The sequence below is a fragment of the Spartinivicinus ruber genome (genome assembly GCF_011009015.1).
In the GTDB taxonomy this organism is placed as follows: Bacteria; Pseudomonadota; Gammaproteobacteria; order Pseudomonadales; family Zooshikellaceae; genus Spartinivicinus; species Spartinivicinus ruber.
In genome coordinates this window covers 1,155,592-1,180,400 of record NZ_CP048878.1, presented here as the reverse complement: position 1 = coordinate 1,180,400, position 24,809 = coordinate 1,155,592, and the positions used below count along the sequence as shown (strand labels likewise).

Genomic DNA, 24,809 nt, shown 5'->3' with positions numbered 1-24,809 from the left:
AGCATCAAATATCATGGAGTTAGTGACGCACACATGTCGTTTGGATGACTGCCAGGTAAAACAAGTAAAGGTTACTGACCTTACTTAATGACTTCAATATTTAGCCAAGTACTAACCCTGAGAAGGTGTTTTAAAAAGAGTGAATGCATACAAAGTTGTATTGTAAGAGATAACTACCAAGGGGTTACTCGTACGGCGGGCATATAGGAATAGGCTCCCTTACTGTTTATTATTGGTTTCGCAAAAATCAAAGATAAACAATAAAAAGAGCCTAAATGGATTATCCAACAGATTTAACTGATACACAATGGGAAATACTGAGCCCTGTATTACCTGCATCCAAATGGCAACCTGGCAATAGAGGCAGACCACCCGTTAATAGACGCCTATTGCTTTATGTCCTAACAACTGGCTGTCAGTGGCGAATGGTGCCTAAAGACTTTGGCTGTTGGCAGACAGTATACGGTTATTTTAATTCCTGGAGCCAGCAGGGGGTTTGGGAAACCATTATGGATACCTTCAGGAAATGCTATCGTGAAAAAGTAGGAAGAAAAGCCGATCCCAGTGCAGGTTGTATTGATAGTCAAAGTATTAAAACTCATACGCAAGGTATTCATGTTGGTTTTGATGGTGGTAAAAAAGTAAAAGGTCGCAAACGTCATATTTTAGTTGATACGCTTGGTATTATTATCTGTGTTGTAGTGACTTCAGCTGCCGTTGGTGAGCGAGAGGGATTAAAACAGCTACTTAAGGGCTATGTTGCAAAAGGCATGACGAGTTTACTCAAAATTTGGCTGGATAGCGGTTATTCTGGCACGCCTATTATTGATTGGGTTAAAGACTTTCATCAAGCTACTCGAAAAATTATTCTAGAGGTGGTTGAAAGGGCAGGTAAAGGATTCAATGTTATTAAACAGCGCTGGGTGGTTGAGCGTACTTTTTCTTGGCTAATTAACTATAGACGACATGCTAAAGACTATGAGGTTCTAACAAAAAATAGTGAAGCAATGATACAGATTGCCATGTTACATATTTTAGTCAGGAGAATCGCTTAAGCTTTTATTTTAAAACACCTTCTGAAACATAGCCCTCCCTATCAGACTGTTAAACCAAAACAATTATTGATAGCTCGCTCAATTAAAACCTGTTATAAAATATCAAACCCAATTATGAACAAAAAATAATAACTCCATATATTGTGTATATCACCAATTAATAAAAACCATTTATTCAAATAAAATTAATTAGCTACAACTAAGTAAAAATATTATGCCAAATACAATATCTCACCCTAGTTTTAAATCAATAGAGCAAGCTCCACTAGTCGAGACAAGCTTCTCTACCACTATTAATAATATTTCACAGTTTGACTCACTTGCTGGCAGCCATTTAGGCGTGACTGCCTGGAGCCCAAGCGTTGCTAATTTAGATGACACTAAAGGAACGTTTGATGTACGTCTAAGCCTGATTGCTCAAGCACTTGAACAATCGAAAAACGATGTTTTTATTGCCCCAGAATACTACTGGAATCAACATGGCGATGAGCTCACTCCTTTCAGCACTGAACAGAAAGATGAACTGGTTGAACAATTGAGAATATTAAGTGAAGGTCAGCAAGATAGACTTGTCATACCTGGTACCATTGTCTGGAGCGATAATGACAACAAAGGTGTGGTACATAATTCAGTATTTGTGTTTTTAAATGGCGAGCAACTTCAAAGTTCAAATGGACTGGACCGATACGACAAACTTGACCTTGACTATGAAAGCAAAACATTCCCTGCTCTAAAATGGGGAGAGGGTGTGCAAGCAGGCTTTGATATTAATTTTAAAGATACAAATGTACGAATAGAAATATGCAGTGATAATGGTATTGATGATAAGTATAAGTCTTCTCCCGCTTCCGAGATTGATCTAAATTTGGTGCTTTCAAGCAAAATCGGTGACCCTTTTAAAAATACCAAAATTGGTGGATCAACTGTCGTTTGTGATGGTGAAGGATGGTCTCGGCACATTGAAAAACTACCACCCGAGCCGAAGCCAGAAGACCCAATGAAATTATTAAGAGAATACCTTCCTGAAGAGCTTCGTAATAAGTTCATGCCGAAGCAACGCCTTAAAGAACTCTTACTAGCACATGTACCTAGAGAGATATTACAACAGCATAAACCTGAGTGGCTACCACCACCTACCGGTGCTCAGGGGGTTTAGCAACTACCTTATACAGACAATTATCATTTTATATTATACCCTGAATAAGTACTAGTATAATTCAAGATTCAAGGTAGTTAAATACTTCTCATTTAAATCCAATAAAAGCCAATTTACAAAACAGTAATTACTGTAAATAAATAAGTATTTATACGATTCTTCCATAAAAAGTATTGAAACCACTCGTTACTTATCAGTAACATCCAGACACTCTACTCTCCTTATGTAAAGACTATAGGAGACATAGAAGCCAAACAATGTATATACAAAAACTTATATAAGATTAATTACACACATTTTATAACGTATAGCCTTCAGGACTACAAATGCAATTTAATAAAACAAAGCTATTTCCATTATCCGCATTATTTTTATCAGTAGTCTCAGCCAGTAGTTTTGCAGCACCAACAAATGACCCCAAAACTGTAGTATTTAAACCACTCAAAAATGCTAAAGGGGTAATAATCAGTAAACCCAAACATCCCAGCAAACAAAAACGACGAGTTAAACGCAATACGCTTTTACAAGATTCAATAAACACCAATGATTGGTTTAACTTAAACCCTGAACAGGATAGCATAGAAGGTTCAAATATAAACAAGGTATACAACAACTTACACCTGAACAATAGCAATCCACCTATCATTGTTGCAGTAATTGACTCAGGTATAGATATTCATCATGAAGACCTTCAAGGTAAAATGTGGGTGAATAATGATGAAATCCCAGATAATGGGATTGATGATGATAACAATGGTTATATTGATGATATTCATGGCTGGAACTTTATTGGTGGATCAGATGGTAGCCAAGTTACAATTGATACCAAAGCAGTCACTAGAGAGTATGCCAGGTATAAAGCATAAGGAACAACGCTATCTGAAGAGCAACTTAGATATTTCCAAAAAGTAGAAGAAAGATACAATCAAGAAATCGCTGAGTATGACTTTAACTATTGGCTGGAAACTGAAGAAAATATTAATGATGCAAAATCAGTTATATCTATCTATGGCCTCACTGATTACTCTAAATTTAGCATAGAGCAGTTTTCTCACTCTGATAGTGAGGTAATGGCAGAAAGAAATTACTTATTAGAGATAGTAGAAGCTTAAGCTCACTTGATGAATACGTAAAGTCCTTAAAAGGATATTTTGATTTAAACCATGATTCAAGAGCCTCTATTGTTAAAGACGACCCTAATAACTTAAGGGAAACAGGTTACGGCAACAATAATGTACTTCCTGCTAGCCCTGATGAAGATCACGGTACTCATGTTACGGGTATAATTACAGCGAACAGAAATAATGATATCGGTATAAGTGGTGTTGCTAATAACGTTAAAATAATGGCAATACGGGCAATTCCTAATGGGGACGAGCGGGACAAAGATGTTGCTAACGCCATCCGTTATGCAGTAGATAATGGTGCTCGTATTATTAATATGAGTTTTGGCAAGCGTTATTCACCGCATAAAAAAATTGTTATCGAAGCCTTTCAATACGCTGAAAGCAAAGGTGTGTTGCTTGTTCATGCAGCAGGTAATGATAGCGAAAATATAGACTTGAATCCTAGCTATCCTAGCAAATACATATCACTAGGTGTTAGTTTAAATAACTGGCTAGAGGTTGGTGCATCTGCTATTAAACCTGATAAGCTCGCTGCCGGTTTTTCTAACTATAGCAAAAAAAGTGTAGATTTATTTGCTCCAGGTGACGACATTCTCTCTACGCCCCCCAACAATGAATATAAAAAGCATGGTGGTACCAGTATGGCTGCACCTGTTGTCTTAGGTGTTGCAGCTCTTGCTTTGTCACAATACCCAGAACTTGATGTTCAAACGCTCAAGCAATACCTACTAAATACTGTAAGAGCCTGTCCTCGTCTACAAGTCGTAAAGCCTGGAGCGGATGATGAAAAAGTCAACTTTTCAGACTTATCTTCAACAGGCGGGGTTGTTGATGCCTATGCTCTTATGCAAGCACTTAGCAGTGACCTCAACAACTCTAGCGAAACAAAAATCAATGATATCTACAATGGTTACCTAGATGATCCTCGAGCATTAGAAAACTGTATCGCAAAAACAAATATTTCATCACAACAAAATAATAAATACTATTATGTTTTTGTACCTACTGGGACTAAAACTCTCAAGTTATCTTTAACTGATGGTGAGGGAAATGCCGACCTTATGTATCAGAAGCAGTTAATGGTTGGCCCTCTGCTACTGAAAATGACTTTTCTTCAACAAAAGATAATAGTACCGATGTTATTGAAATTAAAAATCCTACTTCTGACCAGTTTTATCATATTATGATAGCACCTGCGTCAACATATAGTAATGTTTCCCTTAAAGCAGAGTTGATTAACTAATTTTTTCATTTTCCCTCAAACCATGGTATTTCATGGTTTGAGGGATATGAATTATATGAAGTTTCAACCCTATGAATAACAACAATAATCAGACTGGATGAGGGAGCTCAAGTATTTTTTTGATTATTTTCAACTTTAGTCGGATCAAACTCAGCAAAGTGTTGTCTTCTGACTTCTCCAGGCCCAACACCAAAAATTTTTTTAAAGTTTTTACTAAAGGCAGATACAGATTGATAGCCAACGGTTTCAGCCACTTCAATAACTGCCTCCCTATTTTTTAGTTTTTTCCAGGCTGTTTGCATACGCCACCAGACTAAATACTCCATGGGTGACATACCTGATAGTTTTTTAAACCTATTTGCTAATGTGGTTCTTGATACTGAACATAAACCTGCCAGCTCTTCGAGCTGCCAGTTTTTCGCAATATCTTTATGTATTGCAGATAAAGCTTTTGAGGTTAATGAATCGGTATACAAGTCCAATATCCCCAGCGACTGATGGTTATCAATATAGTATTTTAATATCCTGACGAAAAGAATCTCAGAAAGTTTATTAATTATTAAAGGCAATTCTGGGGAATCGCTTTCAATAATGATTAACTTCAATAAAGGGTCTATCCAAGATTTGGTTTTTTCTATATAAGGAACTAACACAATATCAGGTAATACGTCCAGAAAGCTATTCACTTGAGGATTATCAAATGATAAATAGGCACACAAAGCACCTGCTTTATTGGAAGCATTATTTTTTTCTACATCATAAAGTTTATGCGGCATTTGCCTTGGAAATAGCACCAAGTCACCAGCCTTCAGTTGAAGACTCTTCTTACCGGTTATTTCTAAGTTACAAATCCCCTCTGATACCAAGTGAAAGGATGTTCTACCATAGTTTCTAGAAGGTGGAGACAATAGTAAACCATCACAAGTATGCAGGTTTTTTACTACAAATGCATGCATTGAAAAAACAGACAATAAATCATTAAGGGGAGATGAAGCGACAACCATCAGATAACCTTATCTACTTACAGCTAAAATAATAGTTGAAAATATCATAAACAATACATACAGCATTAAAATTCAATCAGAAGTACAACTAGCTGTCTTTATATTAAAAATAGTAGCGCAAAGGACGTTTTTACAAACCAGATAGACTTAGTGACATTTTTTGTTGCTTAAAATGAACTGAGATACCAAGCACTATACAAACAAGCCCAACCCAACAGCTCCATGTCCAGCCACCATAAGCATAGGCAGCAGCTCCTAAATAAGAACCTAAAGCACCCGCTAAATAGTAGACCAGCATATACATTCCATTAATTCTGCTTCGAGCCTCAGGATTAAGCGAAAAAACTCTAGCTTGGTTGGGGATCTGAGCCACAAATACGCCTAAATCCAGCATAATAACGCCTATAACTAAACCAATGATGCTTGATTTTGAAATGTATAAGCAAACAAATGCTGATAGTATCATTAATAACGCTAACGAAATCACGGGATTTGTACCATAGCGGTCGGCCATGATTCCTGCTCGTCTCGCCCCAACAGCACCAGCCAAACCTACCAAACCAAATAAACCAGCCTGCTGAGTGCTCAGCAAAAAGGGCTCAGAGGTAACATGCATTGCCAACGTGGCCCAAAGACTATTAAACGCGGCAAACCACAAAGCCCCAAGCACTGCTGCTTGCCTTAACTCAGGTAGCTGATTAAATAAACGCAACATTGACTTAATCAACTCTGCATATCGCTCATTTGTACTCGGTTGGGTTGCAGGCAACCGCCAGGCTAATATTCCCCCAATAACTGCAGCAATCGCTGCAGCAACCAAAAACATGGTACGCCAACCAAAGTGTTCACCAACAAAACCACTTATGGTTCTTGAGCATAATAATCCAATGGTTAACCCAGTCATGACAATTCCAATTATACGTCCTCTTGAGCTTTTATTGGATAAACTTGCTGCTAATGGAATTAGTTGTTGAGTAATATTAGCAAATATACCAATTAATAGGCTTGCCAATATTAACATATAAATATTTACCGCAATACTCGCTAAAAACAACGATAAAACAAGCCCTATAGAAAGGAACCGAATTAATACCTTTCTATTAAGTTTATCTCCTAATGGAGATATAAAAAATAAGGCAAGCGCATAACCTAGTTGTGTTGCAGCTGGCACATAACCAACCAAATCGAATGATATACCAAAACTATCTGCAATACTTGGTAACAAAGGCTGATTGTAGTAATTATTTGCTGCCGTTGCAGCAACTGCTACAACTATAATAAAAATAAGGCTAGAACTTAGTTCTGCTTTATACTTTTCCATACTATTCCCACAATATGTTAGTACCACCCAACTTCAGCCCTTAAATGATGCAGTTAAAGGCTCACAGAATTGTAAAGAAAACTACAAGCAGTTAATATTCTCAATTTACAAGATTTCATTCTCCATAAACAAAACTTGTTTACACTATGTTAGCTCCTCCAAAAAACTCATTCTCTATAACTTTATTTTCAATAATCCTGCTTATATACCCAATACGAAGGGCTTTTAGGTGAGGTCATCAAGTGATGAAGTCTCATGAGCCTATATAAATAGATGATTAGAAACGATGATAACAAAACATAGAAATGATTCGCGGCTGGTATACAAACCTTTGACTATTGTATTACTTTGGTCTGTAAACTGCCTCATTGATTATAGCCATCTAATCAACTACACTATACTAAGGATTACATTTATATCTTTTATTATTAAAAGCAGACCAAGATTTAAATGGAATGTTATCGCCAACCCGCAAATGCCATGCACTAATAACAGCACTCCTAATCTGGCTACCACCAGGCTTTGCCTTAGATTGCTTTACCCCCTCACCAAGCAGCCAACAGGGTAAAAAAACTTTCACACCAGTTACAGCATCCAAACTATCAAAATTTTATCAGAAAAAAATATCATTACTGTTTGAAAACCTTGAGGGTAATTGGCGAGGCACAGCGAAAGAAATCGAATGCTTTGGCACCGAAAACTCACCTAAAAAAGAACAATCAAATTATATTGTAGATTTTAGAGTTAGAGAATTTTCCCAGGGGGATATAGAAATTAATTCAACATTAGATGAACAAACCAAAGGGGAGTCAATACAAGAGTATTTCAAGCTCTACAGCAGTAAAGACTATTTACGAATTGAAACAAATAACAATGCGGGTAATGTTGAAATCAATAAACTCTCTTCAAATACAGTAGAATTCGTCCAAAAAATAAGAATACATGGTTTAAGAAAAGAAACCTTCAGACGTTTTGCTATCCATGGTTCACACCTGACAGTGGACTATGAGTTTTACACCCAGGATGTATTAGCTAGAAAAATCACATATCAATTAAAAAAATAGTAACGTATATAAATTTGAACAACCATCCATGGCTGCTATTCATCAACTTGCTTGCAGCTGCTGCCCATCCTGTGCCTGTTTAACCTGGACTACCGCGTTATAACAAGCTTGCAATGATGCCAGTACACTATCTTGCTGAATAGCTACACCATAGCCATTACTGTCATCATATTTAATCGCAATATAAGCAGCTGCATCAGCTTTACTACCAGCTCCGATAGCATGTTCTTGATAATCGCTAATTTCATAGCTAACACTGTCATGGGCCATTAGCGCATTTAAAAATGCTTCTAGTGGTCCATTACCAATACCCACAATGGTAGTTACGCCATTAGGTGTTTCAATGGTAGCATCTAAACGCTGCTTGTCGTGTTGTTGGTGAATATCATAACTCAATATTTTGCCAGCATTATGAACAAAAGTTTCTGCAAATACACTATAGATTTCATCTACAGATACTTCTTTACCAATCCCTTCTGCTTTTTGCTGCACTACTTTGCTTAATGCAATTTGCATCCAACGGGGTAATTTCAGGCCATAGCTTTGTTCCAAGACAAAAGCAACACCACCTTTACCTGACTGACTATTAATTCTAACCACTTCTTGATAGCTACGACCTACATCAGTAGGATCAATGGGTAAGTAGGCTACATCCCAGTGATCATTTTCTGTCTGTACTTGCAGACACTTTTTAATAGCATCCTGATGGCTACCAGAAAATGCGGTATAAACCAGCTCACCCACATAAGGGTGGCGAGGGTGTACTGGTAGTTGCGTGCACTCCTGTACTGTTTGCACAATTTTACTGACACCACTTAAATCTAAAGTTGGATCAATACCCTGACTATATAAATTCATTGCCATAGTGACAATATCCATATTGCCAGTACGCTCACCATTGCCTAATAAAGTACCTTCTACCCGTTGTGCACCTGCCAATACTGCAAGCTCTGCAGCTGCTACGGCACAACCACGATCATTATGGGTATGCACACTTAAGATGACCGAATCACGATAAGCAAAATTCTCGTGCATATATTCAATTTGATCAGCAAATACATTAGGTGTGGTCATTTCCACTGTGGAGGGTAGATTGATTATGGCTGGCTGTTCAGGGGTTGGTTGCCATGCAGCCAACACAGCATTACAAATTTCCACTGCAAACTCTGGTTCAGTAGCACTGAAACTTTCTGGTGAATATTGAAATGTCCAATTTGTTTCTGGGTAGTTGGCTGCTAGCGACTTAACCGTGTTTGCACCATTAACAGCAATTTTCACAATGCCTTGTTTATCTAACTTAAATACTTTTTCTCGCTGAGTTGGTGATGTGGAATTATATAAATGCACAACGGCTTGTTTAACACCTTTTAGGGACTCGAATGTTCTTTCAATCAAGTCACTCCTAGCCTGGGTTAAAACTTGAATAGTAACATCATCAGGTATTTTATTTTGCTCAATCAAGCCTCGAACAAAGTCAAAGTCTGTCTGGCTAGCAGCAGGAAACCCTACTTCTATTTCTTTAAATCCTACTTCAACCAATAAGCTAAATAGTTGGTCTTTTTGCTCAACCGTCATGGGATCAATCAATGCCTGGTTACCGTCCCGGAGATCAACAGAACACCAGATTGGGCTATGCTCAATAGTAGCATTCGGCCAGCGTCTGTCTGTTTTATTGATAGGATGGTAGGGGCTATATTTTGTGTGATCGAATGCCATGATTATAAACCAAGTGATTACCCTATTAATGGTGCAATGCGACCCACTTCAACTAATGTGTGCCGCATCTGTTATCTGCTGCTTTTGCTTACGTCATCATTCCCTTTTGGGGTACTTAAACTAAGCTCGTCTACCTTTTGGGCTATGTCATTTGCTTTGACTAAGACTGGGGACACCTTGTGGGTGGAGTGGGCTTACCATGGGTTAGCTCACCTCTTGACGATGAATAGTATAATTCACTTGCAAGGGTGAATGATTGCAAATATCCTCAATTAAAACCCATTTCAGCAATAGTTAACCAATATATATGATTTTATTAGCATAATTCACCTTATTAAAACCAGGCATTAGCATGACAGCATCATTAGATCGTACTGATAGACGTATTTTAGAGGCCATGCAACAAGATGGTCGAATCAGTAACCTAGAACTGGCAGAACAAGTGGGGCTTTCCCCCTCCCCATGCTCACGTCGAGTAAAGCAGTTAGAAGAATCTGGTATTATCAAACAACATGTCACTCTGCTGGATGCAGAAAAGCTTGATCTGAAGTTAATTGCACTTATTCAAATCTCTATGGACCGTCATACGCCTGACCGTTTTAAGCAGTTTGAAGACAGTATCCGCGAGCTACCCGAAGTATTAGAGTGCTTACTTATCACCGGTCAAGCGGCTGACTATCAGTTAAAAGTAATCGTACCTGACATGAACTACTATCAGTCTTTTTTGTTGGGCAAGCTCACTCGCATAAAGGGAGTTACAGGCGTACACTCAAGTTTCGTACTACAGCAGGTGGTTAATAAAACAGCTTTACCGTTAAATCATTTAAAGTAAAAATACTAACTAATAAGTTTTATACTTTATGAGTCAAGCTCTACAAAGCTGATATTAGCTTGTTGAATCTTGTCTAACTACTTTTGGTGAATGACTTGTTTCAGTTCAGCTTTGCGCTGCTGTCGGTTAGATAGCATTTGAAAATGCTTGAATATTTTGTTAACTATTGTTGAATACATTTGATTTATTATGAATTCCCCCTTATAAATTTACCTACACTAACACCAATTAAGAGAAAATAATGAGCACAGGCAGAGTTAAGTTTTTTGATTCAACCAAAGGCTTTGGTTTTATCACCCCAAGCGAAGGCAAAGACCTATTCTTTCATATGTCAGAAATTAAAGGGCCAGAGCCGCAAGATGGCGACAAAGTAGAGTTTGAAGTAGGCCAAGGTAAGAAAGGCCCATGTGCTGTCAATGTTCGTGTAGTGGACTAGCAATTAATTACTAAAGCCAGCTGCTGCCAGAGATACTGACTAAAAAGCAAGTATTAAGGTTGCTTAACAGCAGCGGCCTTATATGTTTATAGTTGGTTTCTGGATTATTACAAGGCTAGTGTAGTGGTCCATACGCATCAAGCCGAAGCGCCATGTAGGTCTAGGTCATTCTCAATAAAGAAAAACGGTGAGTGTTTTCCACCGCTTTTTCTTTATTAGTGATCAGAAGGCCTCTTTTCCAAAGATTTGAGTTTACTCTACAGGCTTAACTGTAAACTCAGCATTCCCAAAGCCAAGTGCTTTTAGCTCCTCAGCATCAAAGTTGCTAATTATTTCAATACCACCACCAGCATTTTCTCCTCGTAAAGGCTCTGAGCGTTGGACACGCGTTTTAGCACCAATTTTATAGGCTTTACCAAGATCAATAGTGCCTGCATATTGTGACTCCGCATAAAAGTCACCAGATACGTGTGAATAAAATGGACGTAAACTCCTACCAGCGGCATATTGCATACTGCTTAAACCATTTTGTTCAATGGCCCAACTCCAGTCCCACCATTTCACTTCGCCGGGAATATAACGATGATTCCATTGGTAACGGATGTCATTAGCAGGTGCACTTGAGCGACCCATCGTAAAGGTATAACTTTTATAAGGGCGGTTATCAGGGTGAGTATGCCAAGCATTGCCACTCCATCGCAGGAAGCCATTAAAGTTAACGTCGTAGCTGATATCAGCCCCAAACCGGTATGGATAAGAAATGCTTGAGCGGTATAACTCCACTTTAATAGGCATTGCTGAGCGAGCTGGTAGCATCGGACGTGCTTGTAAAGTTACCTGTTCACTATTTAAGCCACCATTAGTATTAGAAAAGCTTTGATTAGCCTCTAAAGAAATAGCTATCTTAGTCTCGCCTACCAATGGCCATTTAAATGTATTTTCAGTTTGCACTTTCTCAGCAAAACCAAAGGTATTAGTTTTTGACCAGTTAGTTGACTCATCCGCTTTCAAGTCCACCACTACTTGTTGTGGTGTATCGTTATGGTTAATTGCAGTGGCATGGAGGGTTTTAACCAGTTGCTTACCAGACTCCACCACTTGTCCATGCCAAAAGTCCTTTTCATTAAGGGTGTAAGCGAAGTTATTTATGGTGATTTTGGTTTTATCATCACAGCGATACCCACTGCATGAGCCATTATTATTCCCCTGGATATACCATTTATCACCAGAACGCCATACATTCATATCTTCAGCGACATACTGCCCATTATTGCCACTCAGCCACGCATAACCTAAATTATGGGCAAGGTAGCTTAGGGGCCTCACGAAAGAGCCAAAGTTATTTACCAGGCTATACTGCACATCCAGCTCACTACCCTCCTCAACTGAACGTGGCGAATACTCTGGCAGCTTTGCTTGATCAGAAACAGGATGGCACCAGGTATTACTATTTGGATAATCTTGTTTTATTTCTCCGTTATAGCCACTCCCCATAATGACCCAGTTATCTTTTAATCCAGCAACCTCCCATTGGCCCATCCGTGCTACAAGATAATCACGGTGAGTGCTGGCTTCAAAATGGTCGATAGGTCGATAACCACTGCGACAAACATCATCACCTAACGAGTCTTTGACTAACTGATCTGGATAGATTTTTGCGTGAGAGCCAGCGGATAAACCGGCAAGTACCGCTACTGCTAGGAATTTTTTTTTCATCATTATGCGGTTCCTTTTCTGTTTTGGGTGTTGTCTTTTTTTGTTTTATTAATTCCCCATTTTTAAACAGGGCTTACCGATTATTAACTCGGGCTAACACCACCTTTTCATAGCAAGCATCACATGAGAACTGAAAAAAAATGAAAAATAATTCCCTTAATAATCAAGTATATAACAAAAAAAATTATAGAAACTTTCATTAGCCTAAACGAGTATTTCCTATGGTTTAGTATTTTTAAAACACCCCAATATTTGACCTCATGCGAAAGATTGTGGCCTTTATTGAAATACAAAGAATGTTTTTTTGGTTTATTAGAATATCCAGGCTAACGACCTCTTTGAACTAGCCTTCCGTTTAGCCAACATTATGGTCTTTCCATTTTGCTTCTCATGAACTAACGTCATGACTGAATCGTCATAAATTACTTCAAAATCATAGGAAAAATAGTCATCATTAAGCAGCAACAGGCTCTGATCTGGATAATCATCAGGAAAAGGCTGCTGAACCTCTGCTGATAACAAGTTTGCATACCCAGAGACATGTAACTTATCAAACTCTGCTACATCAATCAGACCTTGATAACGCACTACTGCAGGTAAACCTGTCCATGGATCATTAAACGACAGTAATTGCACAACTTTACCTGCATGCACTCTTGTTATCCCTGTAACCCGCAGCGGCTTTGCATCAGCTTGAAAATTGACGACACTCAACCGGTAATTATTGTCAGGCAACATCTCAGGTGAATCAACAGTCACAGTAAGAATAAGCACCAATAATGCACCTGCTGTGGTTAAATAAGGAATCATGGCTCAGCCTCCTCAACAAACCGCTGAATCTCATTTACTACATCATTAATTTCAGTATTTTGATAGAAGATATTTATCACCTGATGAGTTTGACGATTGATCACTGATATTTGCTGGTAACTATGAGCCTGCTCGATATAGCTATGACAATTACAATCAAGATTGGCAAGCACCCCTTCTAGCTCAGCAGGGATTTGGTTATTAGCAGGGTAAAATACTTTCACTTGCCCCAGTTCAACGCTATTTAAAGTAGGATGGGGTAACTCAAACAAACGCCATTGATTCAACCTGTAAAACAATATTCCAAGTGCAGAAATCAATAAACACAACGTTAGTATGTAAAGAGTTTTTGCTCGTTCAGCTTTAGCAAAAATCAAACAGTTCTTCAACAACTGCCCAAGTAAATAGATTAACCCTTGAAAACTCTGAAAGAAAGTATTAACTGAAAGCTTTAATTGAGCAGACTTACTAGTTTTACCAGAAGCATTACATCCAATATTTGTTATTAGGGAATTAGCATCTGTATTCGTCTCAGTGCCATTAGTTAGTTCAAGAATAATGGTTCCAGCTACCAACCGATAGCCGACTTTAGGCTCGGTAATAATAAAAGATTGCTGAATACCTAATTTAGTAAAAGCACGACGTAATGCACTAATACTCTTCGCCAGGGAAGTTTCGCCAATAAATTCGCTGCCCCATGCATAATGAATAATATCCTTTCTTTCTACTGCTTGCGGTGAGTGTTGGATCAGGCAATTCAGCACCTGAGCATCACGATATCCTAGCTTTACAGAACGCTGCTGATAAAATAGCTTACGTTGTATCCGATCGAAGTGAACCATAACAGCACTATTGTTATTTTAGACTGCTCTTTTTTTGACAGCTTTAATTAAAGGGTATTACTAACGGACATTTATAAAAAATGATTCGCGATCTTATATTTTTTACAGAAGTTTTCTTTATTAAAACAGCTAATTATTATATTTTTTCCACATAAAATTTTAATTATAAAACATTAAATACAAGACACATCCTTAGAATCCAATATTAGTAACTTAACATAGTTACATCTAATTATTAACCACTAACATTAAAAAAATATTTACAAAAAATTAAAAAAACCAAACTCTGAGTTATATCCAACCTAATACTTGACAAGCTAATCCCCAAACCCGTTATGCTGTATAACCACGCTTTCGTAATTGGAGCAAGGTTATGGTAAGGAAACCAGTTACAGCCGCCTTTATCAACGCTATTTTAGCCGGCTTGTTTAGTTTAGGAGTTAGCCTAGGCTTTTCACAAGTTACACTGGCACAAACGCCACCAAGTGTATTGGTTGTTGGGCAAATCGCTGAGCCCAAATCCATGGATCCGCATACAGCAACTGCATTAAATGATTTTCGTATTTTAATGAACCTCTATGATGGGTTAGTGCGTTATAAAGATGGAACCTTACAAGTAGAGCCTGCTTTAGCTAAATCCTGGCAAATCAGTAAAGATGGCAAAACCTATACTTTTCAGCTCCGACAAGGGGTGAAGTTCCATGATGGCTCCCCTTTAACGGCAGAAGCAATCAAGTTTAATTTCGACCGGCTATTAGATGAAAGTCACCCTTACCATAACACCGGGCCATTTCCATTAGCTTTCTTTTTCAGTGCAGTTGATAAGGTCATTGCCAAGAACATTCATACCATAACATTCCAATTAAAAGAACCTTATGCACCTTTCCTTTCTAATTTAGCTTACCCTACTGGATTAATTATATCGCCAGCTGCAGTCAAAAAACATGGTAAAGCTTATGGGCGCCATCCATCAGGAACAGGCCCATTCCGCTTTGTTGAGTGGAAAAGCAATGCAAAAGTGGTCATTGAGCCTAATTCCAGTTACTGGAATGGTTCCCCTGGCTTAAAAGCAGTTATTTACCGGCCAATTACTGATGCTAATACCAGAGTGGCAGAAATGCTATCTGGAGGTATCGATATGATGGTTGAAGTACCTCCTGACAATTTAAGTAATTTTTCCAAGGAAAAACTCTACCGAATTTATGAGCAAATAGGACCACACTTGTGGTTTTTAATTTTAAATACCAAGGAAGGTCCTATGGCAGATAAGCGAATACGACAGGCAGTGAACTATGCCATTAATAAACAAGCAATAGTCGACAATGTCTTGCAGGGAACAGCTACTGTTGCTAGTGGCCCGATACCTTCGGCTTTTTCCTGGGCCTATAATAGCAACCTACAACCTTATTCCTATAACCCCGAAAAAGCCCAAACACTGATTAAAGCAGCAGGCTATCAAGGTGAAAAATTAACCTTTTATGTTACCGAAGGGGGTTCAGGCATGCTGAATCCTGTTGCCATGGGTGCAACCATTCAGGCTGATTTAGCCAAAGTAGGACTAAACGTAAATATTGAAACCTATGAGTGGAATACTTTTCTTGGCAAAGTTAATCCAGGCTTATCAGGCAAAGCCGACATGGCAGAAATGGCCTGGATGACTAATGATCCAGATACTCTACCTTATTTAACTTTACGCACCGCAGCCTGGCCAAATAAAGGGGGGTTTAACTCTGGCTATTATTCTAACCCCAAAGTCGATAAATTACTGGAGCAAGCTCGCCAAATTACCGACCAAACAGAACGAGGCAAGCTTTATAAAGAAATGCAAACTATTGTACAGGAAGATGCTCCATGGGCTTTTATTGCTAACTGGAAACAAAATGCAGTGGCCAGTACAAGAGTAAAAGGATTTAAACTGCAACCATCGTTCTTTTTATTGTTAAAGGATGTTACTAAGAAATAATAAAGATTGATGTTAATTTATATCATTAAACGCTTACTCACTATTATTCCCATCTTATTTGGCCTGACCCTGATTATCTTTCTGGTTATGGCCTTAATACCAGGTGACCCAGCCACTGCTATTTTAGGTGCTTATGCTACCCCGGAAAATGTAGAACGATTGAATAAACAATTAGGATTAAACAAAACACTCGTAGAACAATACATCATTTGGCTGGGCAATTTATTGCAGGGCGATTTAGGCCGCTCTTATAGCTTGAATCGCCCTGTCATTGATGAAATATTTGAACGTTTTCAAGCGACAATCGTCTTAGCCGGTACATCGTTAGTACTATGTAGTGTAATGGGGTTATTAGCTGGCATTGTGTCAGCAGTTAGACAATTTAGCTGGACTGATAAACTAATTACTTTTTTTGTATTAATTGGCATTTCTATCCCCTCTTTTTGGTTAGGGTTGCTGCTAATCATGTTATTTGCAGTGAAATGGCAATGGTTACCCGCTAGTGGAATGTATGCCATTTATGGTGGTGGTGATTGGTTAGACCTACTAAAACATTTAGTTTTACCAGCCGTTACCCTAGCCTTAGTAGCTACCAGTGTAATTGCCCGATTAACCCGTAGCGCCATGTTAGAAGTACTACGCAAAGATTATATACGCACTGCCCGTGCTAAAGGGTTAACAGAACGAAAAGTCATTTATCGACATGCTTGTAAAATAGCATTAGTCAGTGTGATTCCGGTTATCGGTATTCAGGCTGGTTTTGTGTTAGGTGGTGCAGTTTATATAGAAACGGTTTTTCAATGGCCAGGTATTGGAAGAATGTTGGTTAATGCCATTTCAATGCGGGATATTTTATTGGTACAAGGAGGTGTTTTAATGGTTGCACTTGCTTATGCATTATTTAACTTACTGGCTGATATTATCCAGCACTATCTAGATCCTCGCCTCACTTCATGATTTTTTTAATTAAGAAGCTCAAGGCTGTTCAAACATTAAGTTTATGACTATTCAAATATTACGCTCATGACTGTCCAAACATCGACAGCTCAAATCTCCAGGCCATCTGCCTGGCAACTATTTGCCAACAACCGGTTGGCTTTTATTGGGCTCATTATTTTTTTAGTTTTGTTACTATTAGCATTAACAGCCCCTTTGTTGCCGTTAGCTCGTCCAGCTGAAACAGCTTTAACTCAACGATTACTCCCTCCTCTCAGCAGTGAAAGTGCATTTCTAGGTACAGATCACTTAGGTCGAGATTTATTATCCCGCCTGATATGGGGCACTCGAATCAGTTTAGTGGTTGGTATTTCTGCTACTTTAGTAGCAGCCATTATAGGCTCCACTATTGGCCTATTGGCAGGTTATTTTGGTGGTCGCATTGACAATTTATTCATGCGAAGCATTGATATGCTAATGGCATTTCCCTATATACTGCTTGCGCTGGTCATTGTTGCAGCCCTAGGGCCAGGCTTAATGAACGCACTTTACGCTATTGCCATTGTCAACATTCCCTTCTTTGCCCGTAATATTCGCGGTGCAACCTTAGGCTTATCTCAACAAGCGTTTATTGATGCAGCCCGCCTTTCAGGAAAAGGCAACAGTTTAATTCTAATCACTGAAATATTGCCTAATGTCATGCCTACGATTGTTATTACTATGGCCACCACCATTGGTTGGATGATTTTAGAAACAGCAGGATTAAGTTTTATAGGACTAGGTGCCCAACCACCCCAGGCGGATTTAGGCTCTATGTTGGGAGAAGGCCGCAAACTATTATTTACTGCACCTCATGTTTCTATTATACCTGGGTTAATGATTTTTGCTCTGGTTATGAGTATTAATTTAATCAGCGACGGTATCCGTGATGTCTTAGACCCCCGATTAAAGTCCGGTATTATGAGCCGACCAACCGCAGCCACCGTCGTTAAACACGCCAATAATATCCAAAAACAATTAATCACTAGCAAAATTAACGGATTAAAAGTAACAAGCTTACAAACTGAGTTTCACCTAGGTAAAACAGTCTATAAAGCAGTGGGCGGAGTTGACTTCAATATTCAGCCAGGAGAATGCTTAGGTATTATTGGGGAATCAGGCTCAGGCAAATCCGTCACAGCCATGTCCATTTCACGACTAGTGTCCTCTCCTCCAGGACAAATTGTTGATGGTCAAGTTTTGCTTGATAAACAGGACATATTATCGCTGCCACTCACACAGCTACAACATGTTCGCGGAAATAAAATAGCTTATGTTTTTCAAGACCCTCTTTCTGCCTTACATCCTCTGTTTACTATTGGTGAACAAATTACCGAAGCCATTCGTGCTCATCAACCTATTTCTTATCAGCAAGCCTGGCAAATCGCTATCGACTGGTTGAAAAAGGTAAAAATGCCTAACCCAGAACAACGAGCAAAATGTTATCCTCACCAATTATCAGGCGGCATGCGTCAACGAGCAGTCATTGCTATGGCACTTGTCAATCAAGCTAATCTATTAATTGCTGATGAGCCAACAACTGCATTGGATGTCACGGTACAAGCCCAGATATTAAAATTATTACGTACACTTCAGAAACAAACGAAAGCGGCCTTATTATTTATTACTCACGATTTTGGGGTGGTTTCAGCTATGTGTGAACGGATTGCAATCATGTATGCCGGACGTATCATTGAGTCTGGCCCCACTCACATTGTATTAACAAAACCTGCTCATCCTTATACCCAAAAGTTGATTAATTGTGTACCTACATTAGGCAAAAACAACCAACAGCTTGCGACAATTGAAGGCTTACCACCATCAATGAATCAATTACCTAAAGGCTGCCACTTTGCGGACCGCTGCTCTCAAGTAGAAGATAGTTGTCGACAACAACCTATTGAATTAATGGGTTTATCAAAGGAGCATACGGTACGATGTATTAAACCACTTAACCAATAATAAAGTTAACTTGTTTAATAGAAAAATTACTAACATATGGAAGAGAATATATTACATACACAACAAATAGTTCGCCGATTTGGTGGGGGAAAAACTTTATTAGGCAAGCAAAAGCCTACAGTACACGCTATTCGTGGTATTGATCTGCAAGTTCAACAAGGCGAAATCCTTGGAGTGGTTGGGGAATCTGGTTGCGGTAAATCCACTCTGGCTAAAATGCTAGTGGGACTTGATAAACCTTCTGAAGGAAACATTTATTTCCATAAACAAAATCTTGCTGTCTTTGCTAAACAAAATCGACATGAATTATGCCGACAAATTCAGTATGTATTTCAAGACCCCCTCAGTGCCCTTAACCCACGAAAAACCATTGGTGACATTTTATCTACTCCAATGGTTCATCTGCTCTACATGAATCAAGCAAACCGAACAGAGCAACTGCAAACACTGATGTCAGACATCAGTCTACCTACTGACTTTTTACAACGCTACCCTCATGAACTGTCTGGTGGTCAAGCCCAACGAATAGGTATCGCCCGCACACTAACAGTTAAACCAAGCCTATTAATTCTGGATGAGCCAGTTTCAGCTTTAGATGTATCTGTGCAAGCGCAAATACTCAATTTGTTGTCAAACTTAAAAAACCGTTACCAACTCACTTATGTATTTATCAGCCATGATTTATCTGTGGTAGAAGCCATTAGTGACCGGGTGATAGTAATGTATTTTGGCCGGGTAGTAGAACAAGGACCAGCACAAACCTTATTTAACAACCCAAGCCACCATTACACTCGGTTATTACTAGATTCTGTACCAATGCCTGGTAAACCTCTAGTTGTTGAAGCGGCCAACACCACAGAATTACCAGACCCATTTTTTCCACCACCTGGTTGTGCCTTTGCCCCCCGTTGCCCAAAAGCAACAGAGCACTGCAGACAAGTAATGCCAGAATTACAGCAAATGAAGTATACAAACCACCAAGTAGCCTGTCATTTTCCTCTGGAAGAAATAGAATAATATTTAAATACAAATATTTTAATATATCCTCCATGTTATTTAAAATTCTTGTTATACATATTGGCAATACGTAGTTATTTAAATGGCTTTAGGATAAAATATTCTATTTTCTAGAAAGCTTTGGCAGATATAAAGCTTTAGATCAATAGAGAAAAATATAGCGTCTAATTTTTATTTGGCTACAGATTATAAATAGATAACCTTAACTTTTCTTAGGGCTTGTTAACACCATTTGAGTCATCACTGCCGTAAACTATTTTTCACCTAGCAAAGAACAAAGCATGCCGTGTAGTCATTCTACATAAATGACTACACGGCTAGGGAAAAAATAATTACGGCCCGAAGGGTTATGCACGACTCGTTGTTGCTCATTGTTTATTTAGAACACTAAATTTCTCTCCTCACGCCTAGATTAGTGCTTTTACAGTCACAATAGTGATATTCAAATAGTGTTAACATGCTCTAGCTACATAGAAGCATTCTATGGACCGAAGAAACTCAAATTCGGACAACTTCAAAAGTTAAGTTATTTTTAAATAGTCGACATTGACTAACATAACCAACTCATATTCTAATAAAAATAGAGCAATTAAATAAAAAAATAAAAACACACTACATACAATAAAATGAGGACACTATGAAAAAGTCTTCTACTTTATTTACTTTTTTAATAGCCAGCGTATATTCCTTATATAGCACGGCTGACAGTGAAATAAATATAACTTATAAACAAGAAAAGGCCATCACAAGTAATATAGAAGTAGTTCAAAACAATAACCAAGCAAACTTCATTTACTGCGAGCAAGGAGAAAACCTGGTTATCGTTAATTCCTTGAAAATACAAAAATTTAATATTAACCAACCATGCGAGTTAGTTATTCAAAAAAACAACTCTGTATATACATTTCATAATAACTACATTAAACACTGGACATATGATCAAGATTCTCTCCAAGAGGATGAAACATATTACATTAAACACCAAAAGCTAATTAGTGTCATCAAGCAGAATCCTCCTGTTCGAGCTTTTTTAGATAATAACCTAAATGTATACTCTTTCTCTCCAGAAAATGGCTCAATTTCTGTCACAATATACAACCTACCAAAGTCATCATTAACAAAATTTTTAATATCAACTACTGATACATCAGCACTGACTCTAGGTCATGCTAAACTAACAGTGAATTATTTAAAAACCTGTGTTGTCAACAATAATTACAAATATGCTTGTACTAAACTATCTCCTAAACATAAAGACAATATTACTCTCAAGCTTCATGAACCCTTGCTGAATATAACAGACAAAAATTTTTCTCTGCTTACCCGAGGAAAACTATGGATGAGTAACTATAAAAACAATTATCAGTTATGCTCACTAGAAAAAAATGACAAGTTACTTTGTGTTAGCAATCCTCATAAAAAACTGGATAACGTAGACTATTCTACAGCAATTGGCGACATATCGAACAACCAAATATCCTATAAAACTGTTAGTTATAATACCACTGAAAAGTCTATTTTTTTACAAAGTTCACAAATAGAGATACCCGATACTACAGGCAAAACAACCAAAGAAAAGTACCAGACAGCAAAAATACCGAATAAACCTAAAACATTGTTATCAATTTTTAAGAAAAAATTTACAGAAAACTATAAAAATATAACGCTTGTTGACTTGACTAACAGTACTTCAATAAATGATGCTAATAAACAGTTAAATGGTGCATTAAACAGTAGCCAAGTTATATTAGTGGAAGGAAAACCAAAATTTATTAAACAACTTCGACCCAAGGCTATTTCTGTTTGGGCAGGTGCAAACTTACTAGTCGCAGTTAAGGAGGCAGATAATATATATCATATTAGAACCCTGAATTATGAAGAAAAGAAGTTAAATTCTGACCCTGAAGATTATCTAAATAAAGCTGCTATCAATACCAACCTTACAATAAAAAAACTACTAAACAGAATACAGCACAATAAAACCAACTGATTAGCCAAGAAGACAGGAATATATTATGAATAACAAATTTAAGCACCAATTAACTGTAGTAACCACCTCTATATTAATCAGTAATATCAGTCTTGCAGCTAATATTACTGCTTCGCGCCCCTTCACAATTTGTACTCAAGATTCAGTTAATGCTAGATGTGGCTCATTTGGCACTATAAGAGGAGTTGATGAAAATATAGATGAGCAACGACGTAATATCGATTGGGATATAAGCTTTACATTTGCACTAATGAAAACTAAAAATTTTAAGAACGAGTCAGACTACCACTTTTGGATACAGTCTGCAGGTCGAGGTATAGGCATCACTAACCCCAGAAGAGAAACTGAAGACTTAATTAACTCAGTTTTTGGTCCGCTACTTTCATTTTCACTGCAGACCAATATTTCCCATGATGGGAATAATACCATTGTGTTAGAAAGAAACCCTGAAAATACAGGACAATCAATTAGTATTTCAAAAAGCTATGGTGTTTCGGGAACCTTAGGGTCATCTCCGTCTGGCGGAGTAAATGCATCAGTATCGAACTCAGTTTCCCATGAGCAAAGGCTGGTTAGCGCAACTGAAAGCAATCAAGGTAACCATGTTACTCATAAAATAACTTATACACCTGATAAAAACTGGCATTACTACTCAAGCTCAACAGACTGGTCTGGTGTAAAATATGTTAGAAATATTCCTTTGGATATCAATAATGTGTACACATTTGAAGGGTTAAAGATAGGAGACAATATTAATTACAATTATAAAGTTAATAACTTAAAAGCTACTACTTATTTTTCAGGACCTTTTTCTAACCAATATTTTACCCGTTCAGTTTATTCATTTAATACAACTGCAACCCCAATAAGAGATTCATTTACTATACAAGCTTTTTAGCCAGCTTCCAACTGGCAAAATATTTCCTAATTATCACTATACCTAAGCCATTAACTGCTGTATATTTGAACAGCATGGAAACTTAATTGAGAAGGTATAAATAATGGCTATCAACAAAGTTCAATTTCAAAAAGGCCTGAGTTTAAACGAGTTTCTCAAACAATATGGTACAGAAGAACAATGCTTTAATACCTTATACAAATTGCGATGGCCAGAAGGTTTTCAGTGCCCCAATTGTGGATACGACAAATGCTGTCAACTCACTACTAGAAAGCTTCAGCAGTGCTATAAATGTCACCAGCAAACATCTGTAACTGCAGGTACTATCTTTGAATCAACCAAATTACCATTAAAGACTTGGTTCCAAGGGATGTATTTGATCTCCCAAGACAAAAAAGGTATATCAGCCATAGAATTACATCGCCATTTAGGTATTTCCTATCAAGCTGCCTGGAGAATGAAACATAAGCTCATGAAAGTGATGCAAGAAAGAGAAGGCACCAAGCAATTGTCGGGTTTTATTGAAATTGATGATGCCTATCTTGGTGGTGAGCGTACAGGTTGCAAAAGAGGTAGGGGAGCAGATGGGAAAATACCTTTTGTAGCAGCCGTAGAAACAACAAAACAAGGTCAACCGACACGAATTAAACTGAGCATTTTAAAAGGGTTTAATAAAGAAGAGATAACGGCTTGGAGTAGGCAGAATTTGGCCAAGGGCAGTACCGTAATCTCCGATGGACTGGCCTGTTTTAATGGTGTCATAGAAGCAGGTTGTCTTCATGATAAAATTGTATGCGGTGGTGGTCGTGCATCAGTAGAGGAACCTGAATTTTATTGGGTTAACACCATCCTTGGAAACTTAAAAAGTGCTTTACGTAGTACTTATCATGCTATTCGCGCTAAATATGCACAACGTTATCTTGCTGAATTTCAGTATCGATTTAATCGAAGATTTAGCTTAGTAGAATTTATTCCTAGGCTAGCATTTGTAGCACTGAGAACACCTCCACTACCAGGTAAGCTACTAAATATAGCTTAGGTATGATGATAATTAGGTAATACTAAAAGCAATAAGCTATTTTTACAGATACTATTTCTCCCTATCTAAATATAGTGTGTTCCGATGAAAATTCAGGCCAACATCGGCGGTATAAACCATAAAATGGAGCCCTGCCCAGCTTCAACTTCCACACAGGCAACAGCAGAATTTTGAAACTGAATGACATCACTCGCCTTATTGTCAGCTACTAACTGGGAAACCACTTTTTCTAAGTTAGGTAGATGCCCTACGTACATTGCTCCATCTTCTAATAGGTTATCAACTAGTATATTAGGATCATCGTTTGGAGACATTCCTGTTACTTCAACAAGACTGTTAACATTTAGGTTTTCTGCAAATACTGCAGCAGTTTGTTTGGCTCGTAGCTTTTCACTGTGACATATTTTCTTAATGTTAACGTTATGCTGTTTTAAGTAGACAGCTACTTTCGTGGATTCATTATGCCCAACCTTTGATAAGGGCCTTTCTGCATTAACATCCTTGTCAACAGCAACACCATGCTGTACGAAATACAGTCTCATTTTTTAGTCCTTTAAAGTTTCTAGTTATCTAACAGCTTAGTGCATGAGCATAGCTAGTTGCACTAGCCTACAACGGGGTAACGTCCAGATGGAAGTTAACC

General features: G+C 38.0%; 21 protein-coding genes. 14 read left to right on the top strand and 7 right to left on the bottom strand.

The window, feature by feature from the left end; genetic code table 11:
• Positions 1-275 precede the first annotated feature (275 nt).
• The 4 genes from G4Y78_RS05420 (at position 276) to G4Y78_RS05405 (ending at position 4,525) form a co-directional block, all read left to right on the top strand.
• A complete protein-coding gene (locus G4Y78_RS05420; RefSeq protein ID WP_163832063.1) occupies positions 276-1,055 on the top strand; it encodes an IS5 family transposase in 780 nt (259 codons plus the stop codon).
• Between the two features lie 214 nt (positions 1,056-1,269).
• Entirely contained in the window at positions 1,270-2,211 is a 942-nt protein-coding gene (locus G4Y78_RS05415; protein WP_163832062.1) for a hypothetical protein, read from the top strand.
• A gap of 326 nt (positions 2,212-2,537) precedes the next feature.
• Positions 2,538-3,077 carry a S8/S53 family peptidase gene (locus G4Y78_RS05410; RefSeq protein WP_163832061.1) on the top strand — a complete coding sequence of 180 codons (540 nt, stop codon included), beginning with the start codon at positions 2,538-2,540 and terminating at the stop codon, positions 3,075-3,077.
• A 224-nt stretch (positions 3,078-3,301) separates the two neighbouring features.
• A complete protein-coding gene (locus G4Y78_RS05405) occupies positions 3,302-4,525 on the top strand; it encodes a S8 family serine peptidase (protein WP_163836391.1) in 1,224 nt (407 codons plus the stop codon).
• 163 nt (positions 4,526-4,688) lie between these two features.
• Here the strand turns inward: G4Y78_RS05405 and G4Y78_RS05400 are convergent, their stop codons facing one another.
• Together G4Y78_RS05400 and G4Y78_RS05395 are read right to left on the bottom strand one after the other, a co-directional pair.
• A complete protein-coding gene (locus G4Y78_RS05400; RefSeq protein WP_163832060.1) occupies positions 4,689-5,585 on the bottom strand; it encodes an AraC family transcriptional regulator in 897 nt (298 codons plus the stop codon).
• Between the two features lie 130 nt (positions 5,586-5,715).
• Entirely contained in the window at positions 5,716-6,906 is a 1,191-nt protein-coding gene (locus tag G4Y78_RS05395; protein ID WP_163832059.1) for an MFS transporter, read from the bottom strand.
• Between the two features lie 455 nt (positions 6,907-7,361).
• Here G4Y78_RS05395 and G4Y78_RS05390 point away from each other — a divergent pair, with 455 nt between their 5' ends.
• Positions 7,362-7,970 carry a hypothetical protein gene (locus G4Y78_RS05390; protein WP_163832058.1) on the top strand — a complete coding sequence of 203 codons (609 nt, stop codon included), beginning with the start codon at positions 7,362-7,364 and terminating at the stop codon, positions 7,968-7,970.
• A gap of 42 nt (positions 7,971-8,012) precedes the next feature.
• Here G4Y78_RS05390 and leuA read toward each other — a convergent pair whose 3' ends face one another.
• Positions 8,013-9,686 (bottom strand): 2-isopropylmalate synthase, encoded by a 1,674-nt coding sequence (gene leuA / locus G4Y78_RS05385; protein ID WP_230425702.1) that lies wholly within the window; start codon positions 9,684-9,686, stop codon positions 8,013-8,015.
• Positions 9,687-10,038: 352 nt separating this feature from the next.
• Here leuA and G4Y78_RS05380 point away from each other — a divergent pair, with 352 nt between their 5' ends.
• Both G4Y78_RS05380 and G4Y78_RS05375 read left to right on the top strand, forming a co-directional pair.
• On the top strand, positions 10,039-10,518 hold the full coding sequence (locus G4Y78_RS05380) for an Lrp/AsnC family transcriptional regulator (protein WP_163832057.1): 480 nt from the start codon (positions 10,039-10,041) through the stop codon (positions 10,516-10,518).
• 241 nt (positions 10,519-10,759) lie between these two features.
• Complete coding sequence (locus tag G4Y78_RS05375; RefSeq protein ID WP_163832056.1) at positions 10,760-10,954, top strand: cold-shock protein; 195 nt, start codon at positions 10,760-10,762, stop codon at positions 10,952-10,954.
• Between the two features lie 252 nt (positions 10,955-11,206).
• Here the strand turns inward: G4Y78_RS05375 and G4Y78_RS05370 are convergent, their stop codons facing one another.
• The 3 genes from G4Y78_RS05370 to G4Y78_RS05360 form a co-directional block, all read right to left on the bottom strand.
• Positions 11,207-12,673, bottom strand: coding sequence for an aerolysin family beta-barrel pore-forming toxin (locus G4Y78_RS05370; protein WP_163832055.1), 1,467 nt, complete (start codon positions 12,671-12,673; stop codon positions 11,207-11,209).
• Positions 12,674-12,982: 309 nt separating this feature from the next.
• The gene (locus G4Y78_RS05365; RefSeq protein ID WP_163832054.1) at positions 12,983-13,480 is read right to left on the bottom strand and encodes a hypothetical protein; all 498 of its coding nucleotides are present in this window, start codon (positions 13,478-13,480) and stop codon (positions 12,983-12,985) included.
• Entirely contained in the window at positions 13,477-14,322 is an 846-nt protein-coding gene (locus tag G4Y78_RS05360; RefSeq protein ID WP_163832053.1) for a winged helix-turn-helix domain-containing protein, read from the bottom strand. The genes G4Y78_RS05365 and G4Y78_RS05360 overlap by 4 nt, the downstream gene beginning before the upstream one ends.
• Positions 14,323-14,695: 373 nt before the next feature.
• Here G4Y78_RS05360 and G4Y78_RS05355 point away from each other — a divergent pair, with 373 nt between their 5' ends.
• From G4Y78_RS05355 to G4Y78_RS05325, 7 genes are all read left to right on the top strand, one after another.
• Complete coding sequence (locus G4Y78_RS05355) at positions 14,696-16,285, top strand: ABC transporter substrate-binding protein (RefSeq protein ID WP_163832052.1); 1,590 nt, start codon at positions 14,696-14,698, stop codon at positions 16,283-16,285.
• Between the two features lie 9 nt (positions 16,286-16,294).
• Positions 16,295-17,242, top strand: coding sequence for an ABC transporter permease (locus G4Y78_RS05350; RefSeq protein WP_163832051.1), 948 nt, complete (start codon positions 16,295-16,297; stop codon positions 17,240-17,242).
• Positions 17,243-17,308: 66 nt separating this feature from the next.
• A complete protein-coding gene (locus tag G4Y78_RS05345; RefSeq protein ID WP_163832050.1) occupies positions 17,309-19,222 on the top strand; it encodes a dipeptide/oligopeptide/nickel ABC transporter permease/ATP-binding protein in 1,914 nt (637 codons plus the stop codon).
• A gap of 36 nt (positions 19,223-19,258) precedes the next feature.
• A complete protein-coding gene (locus G4Y78_RS05340) occupies positions 19,259-20,239 on the top strand; it encodes an ABC transporter ATP-binding protein (RefSeq protein ID WP_163832049.1) in 981 nt (326 codons plus the stop codon).
• Positions 20,240-20,876: 637 nt separating this feature from the next.
• Entirely contained in the window at positions 20,877-22,229 is a 1,353-nt protein-coding gene (locus tag G4Y78_RS05335) for a hypothetical protein (RefSeq protein WP_163832048.1), read from the top strand.
• A 25-nt stretch (positions 22,230-22,254) separates the two neighbouring features.
• Positions 22,255-23,127, top strand: coding sequence for a hypothetical protein (locus tag G4Y78_RS05330; RefSeq protein ID WP_163832047.1), 873 nt, complete (start codon positions 22,255-22,257; stop codon positions 23,125-23,127).
• 103 nt (positions 23,128-23,230) lie between these two features.
• Complete coding sequence (locus tag G4Y78_RS05325) at positions 23,231-24,166, top strand: IS1595 family transposase (protein WP_163830705.1); 936 nt, start codon at positions 23,231-23,233, stop codon at positions 24,164-24,166.
• Between the two features lie 92 nt (positions 24,167-24,258).
• On the opposite strand, the gene sixA is transcribed toward G4Y78_RS05325, so the two are convergent.
• Positions 24,259-24,708 carry a phosphohistidine phosphatase SixA gene (gene sixA, locus G4Y78_RS05320; protein WP_163832046.1) on the bottom strand — a complete coding sequence of 150 codons (450 nt, stop codon included), beginning with the start codon at positions 24,706-24,708 and terminating at the stop codon, positions 24,259-24,261.
• Between the last annotated feature and the right edge of the window lie 101 nt (positions 24,709-24,809).

What these genes read in the sequence shown, in the direction of transcription:
- G4Y78_RS05360 (WP_163832053.1), bottom strand. Translation starts at nt 14,322, where the DNA reads ATGGTTCACTTCGATCGGATACAACGTAAGCTATTTTATCAGCAGCGT.
- G4Y78_RS05410 (WP_163832061.1), top strand. Translation starts at nt 2,538, where the DNA reads ATGCAATTTAATAAAACAAAGCTATTTCCATTATCCGCATTATTTTTA.
- G4Y78_RS05380 (WP_163832057.1), top strand. Translation starts at nt 10,039, where the DNA reads ATGACAGCATCATTAGATCGTACTGATAGACGTATTTTAGAGGCCATG.
- G4Y78_RS05395 (WP_163832059.1), bottom strand. Translation starts at nt 6,906, where the DNA reads ATGGAAAAGTATAAAGCAGAACTAAGTTCTAGCCTTATTTTTATTATA.
- G4Y78_RS05375 (WP_163832056.1), top strand. Translation starts at nt 10,760, where the DNA reads ATGAGCACAGGCAGAGTTAAGTTTTTTGATTCAACCAAAGGCTTTGGT.
- G4Y78_RS05345 (WP_163832050.1), top strand. Translation starts at nt 17,309, where the DNA reads ATGACTGTCCAAACATCGACAGCTCAAATCTCCAGGCCATCTGCCTGG.
- G4Y78_RS05400 (WP_163832060.1), bottom strand. Translation starts at nt 5,585, where the DNA reads ATGGTTGTCGCTTCATCTCCCCTTAATGATTTATTGTCTGTTTTTTCA.
- G4Y78_RS05335 (WP_163832048.1), top strand. Translation starts at nt 20,877, where the DNA reads ATGAAAAAGTCTTCTACTTTATTTACTTTTTTAATAGCCAGCGTATAT.
- G4Y78_RS05370 (WP_163832055.1), bottom strand. Translation starts at nt 12,673, where the DNA reads ATGATGAAAAAAAAATTCCTAGCAGTAGCGGTACTTGCCGGTTTATCC.
- leuA (WP_230425702.1), bottom strand. Translation starts at nt 9,686, where the DNA reads ATGGCATTCGATCACACAAAATATAGCCCCTACCATCCTATCAATAAA.
- G4Y78_RS05420 (WP_163832063.1), top strand. Translation starts at nt 276, where the DNA reads ATGGATTATCCAACAGATTTAACTGATACACAATGGGAAATACTGAGC.
- G4Y78_RS05365 (WP_163832054.1), bottom strand. Translation starts at nt 13,480, where the DNA reads ATGATTCCTTATTTAACCACAGCAGGTGCATTATTGGTGCTTATTCTT.
- G4Y78_RS05415 (WP_163832062.1), top strand. Translation starts at nt 1,270, where the DNA reads ATGCCAAATACAATATCTCACCCTAGTTTTAAATCAATAGAGCAAGCT.
- G4Y78_RS05325 (WP_163830705.1), top strand. Translation starts at nt 23,231, where the DNA reads ATGGCTATCAACAAAGTTCAATTTCAAAAAGGCCTGAGTTTAAACGAG.
- G4Y78_RS05350 (WP_163832051.1), top strand. Translation starts at nt 16,295, where the DNA reads ATGTTAATTTATATCATTAAACGCTTACTCACTATTATTCCCATCTTA.
- G4Y78_RS05340 (WP_163832049.1), top strand. Translation starts at nt 19,259, where the DNA reads ATGGAAGAGAATATATTACATACACAACAAATAGTTCGCCGATTTGGT.
- G4Y78_RS05390 (WP_163832058.1), top strand. Translation starts at nt 7,362, where the DNA reads ATGTTATCGCCAACCCGCAAATGCCATGCACTAATAACAGCACTCCTA.
- G4Y78_RS05330 (WP_163832047.1), top strand. Translation starts at nt 22,255, where the DNA reads ATGAATAACAAATTTAAGCACCAATTAACTGTAGTAACCACCTCTATA.
- G4Y78_RS05355 (WP_163832052.1), top strand. Translation starts at nt 14,696, where the DNA reads ATGGTAAGGAAACCAGTTACAGCCGCCTTTATCAACGCTATTTTAGCC.
- sixA (WP_163832046.1), bottom strand. Translation starts at nt 24,708, where the DNA reads ATGAGACTGTATTTCGTACAGCATGGTGTTGCTGTTGACAAGGATGTT.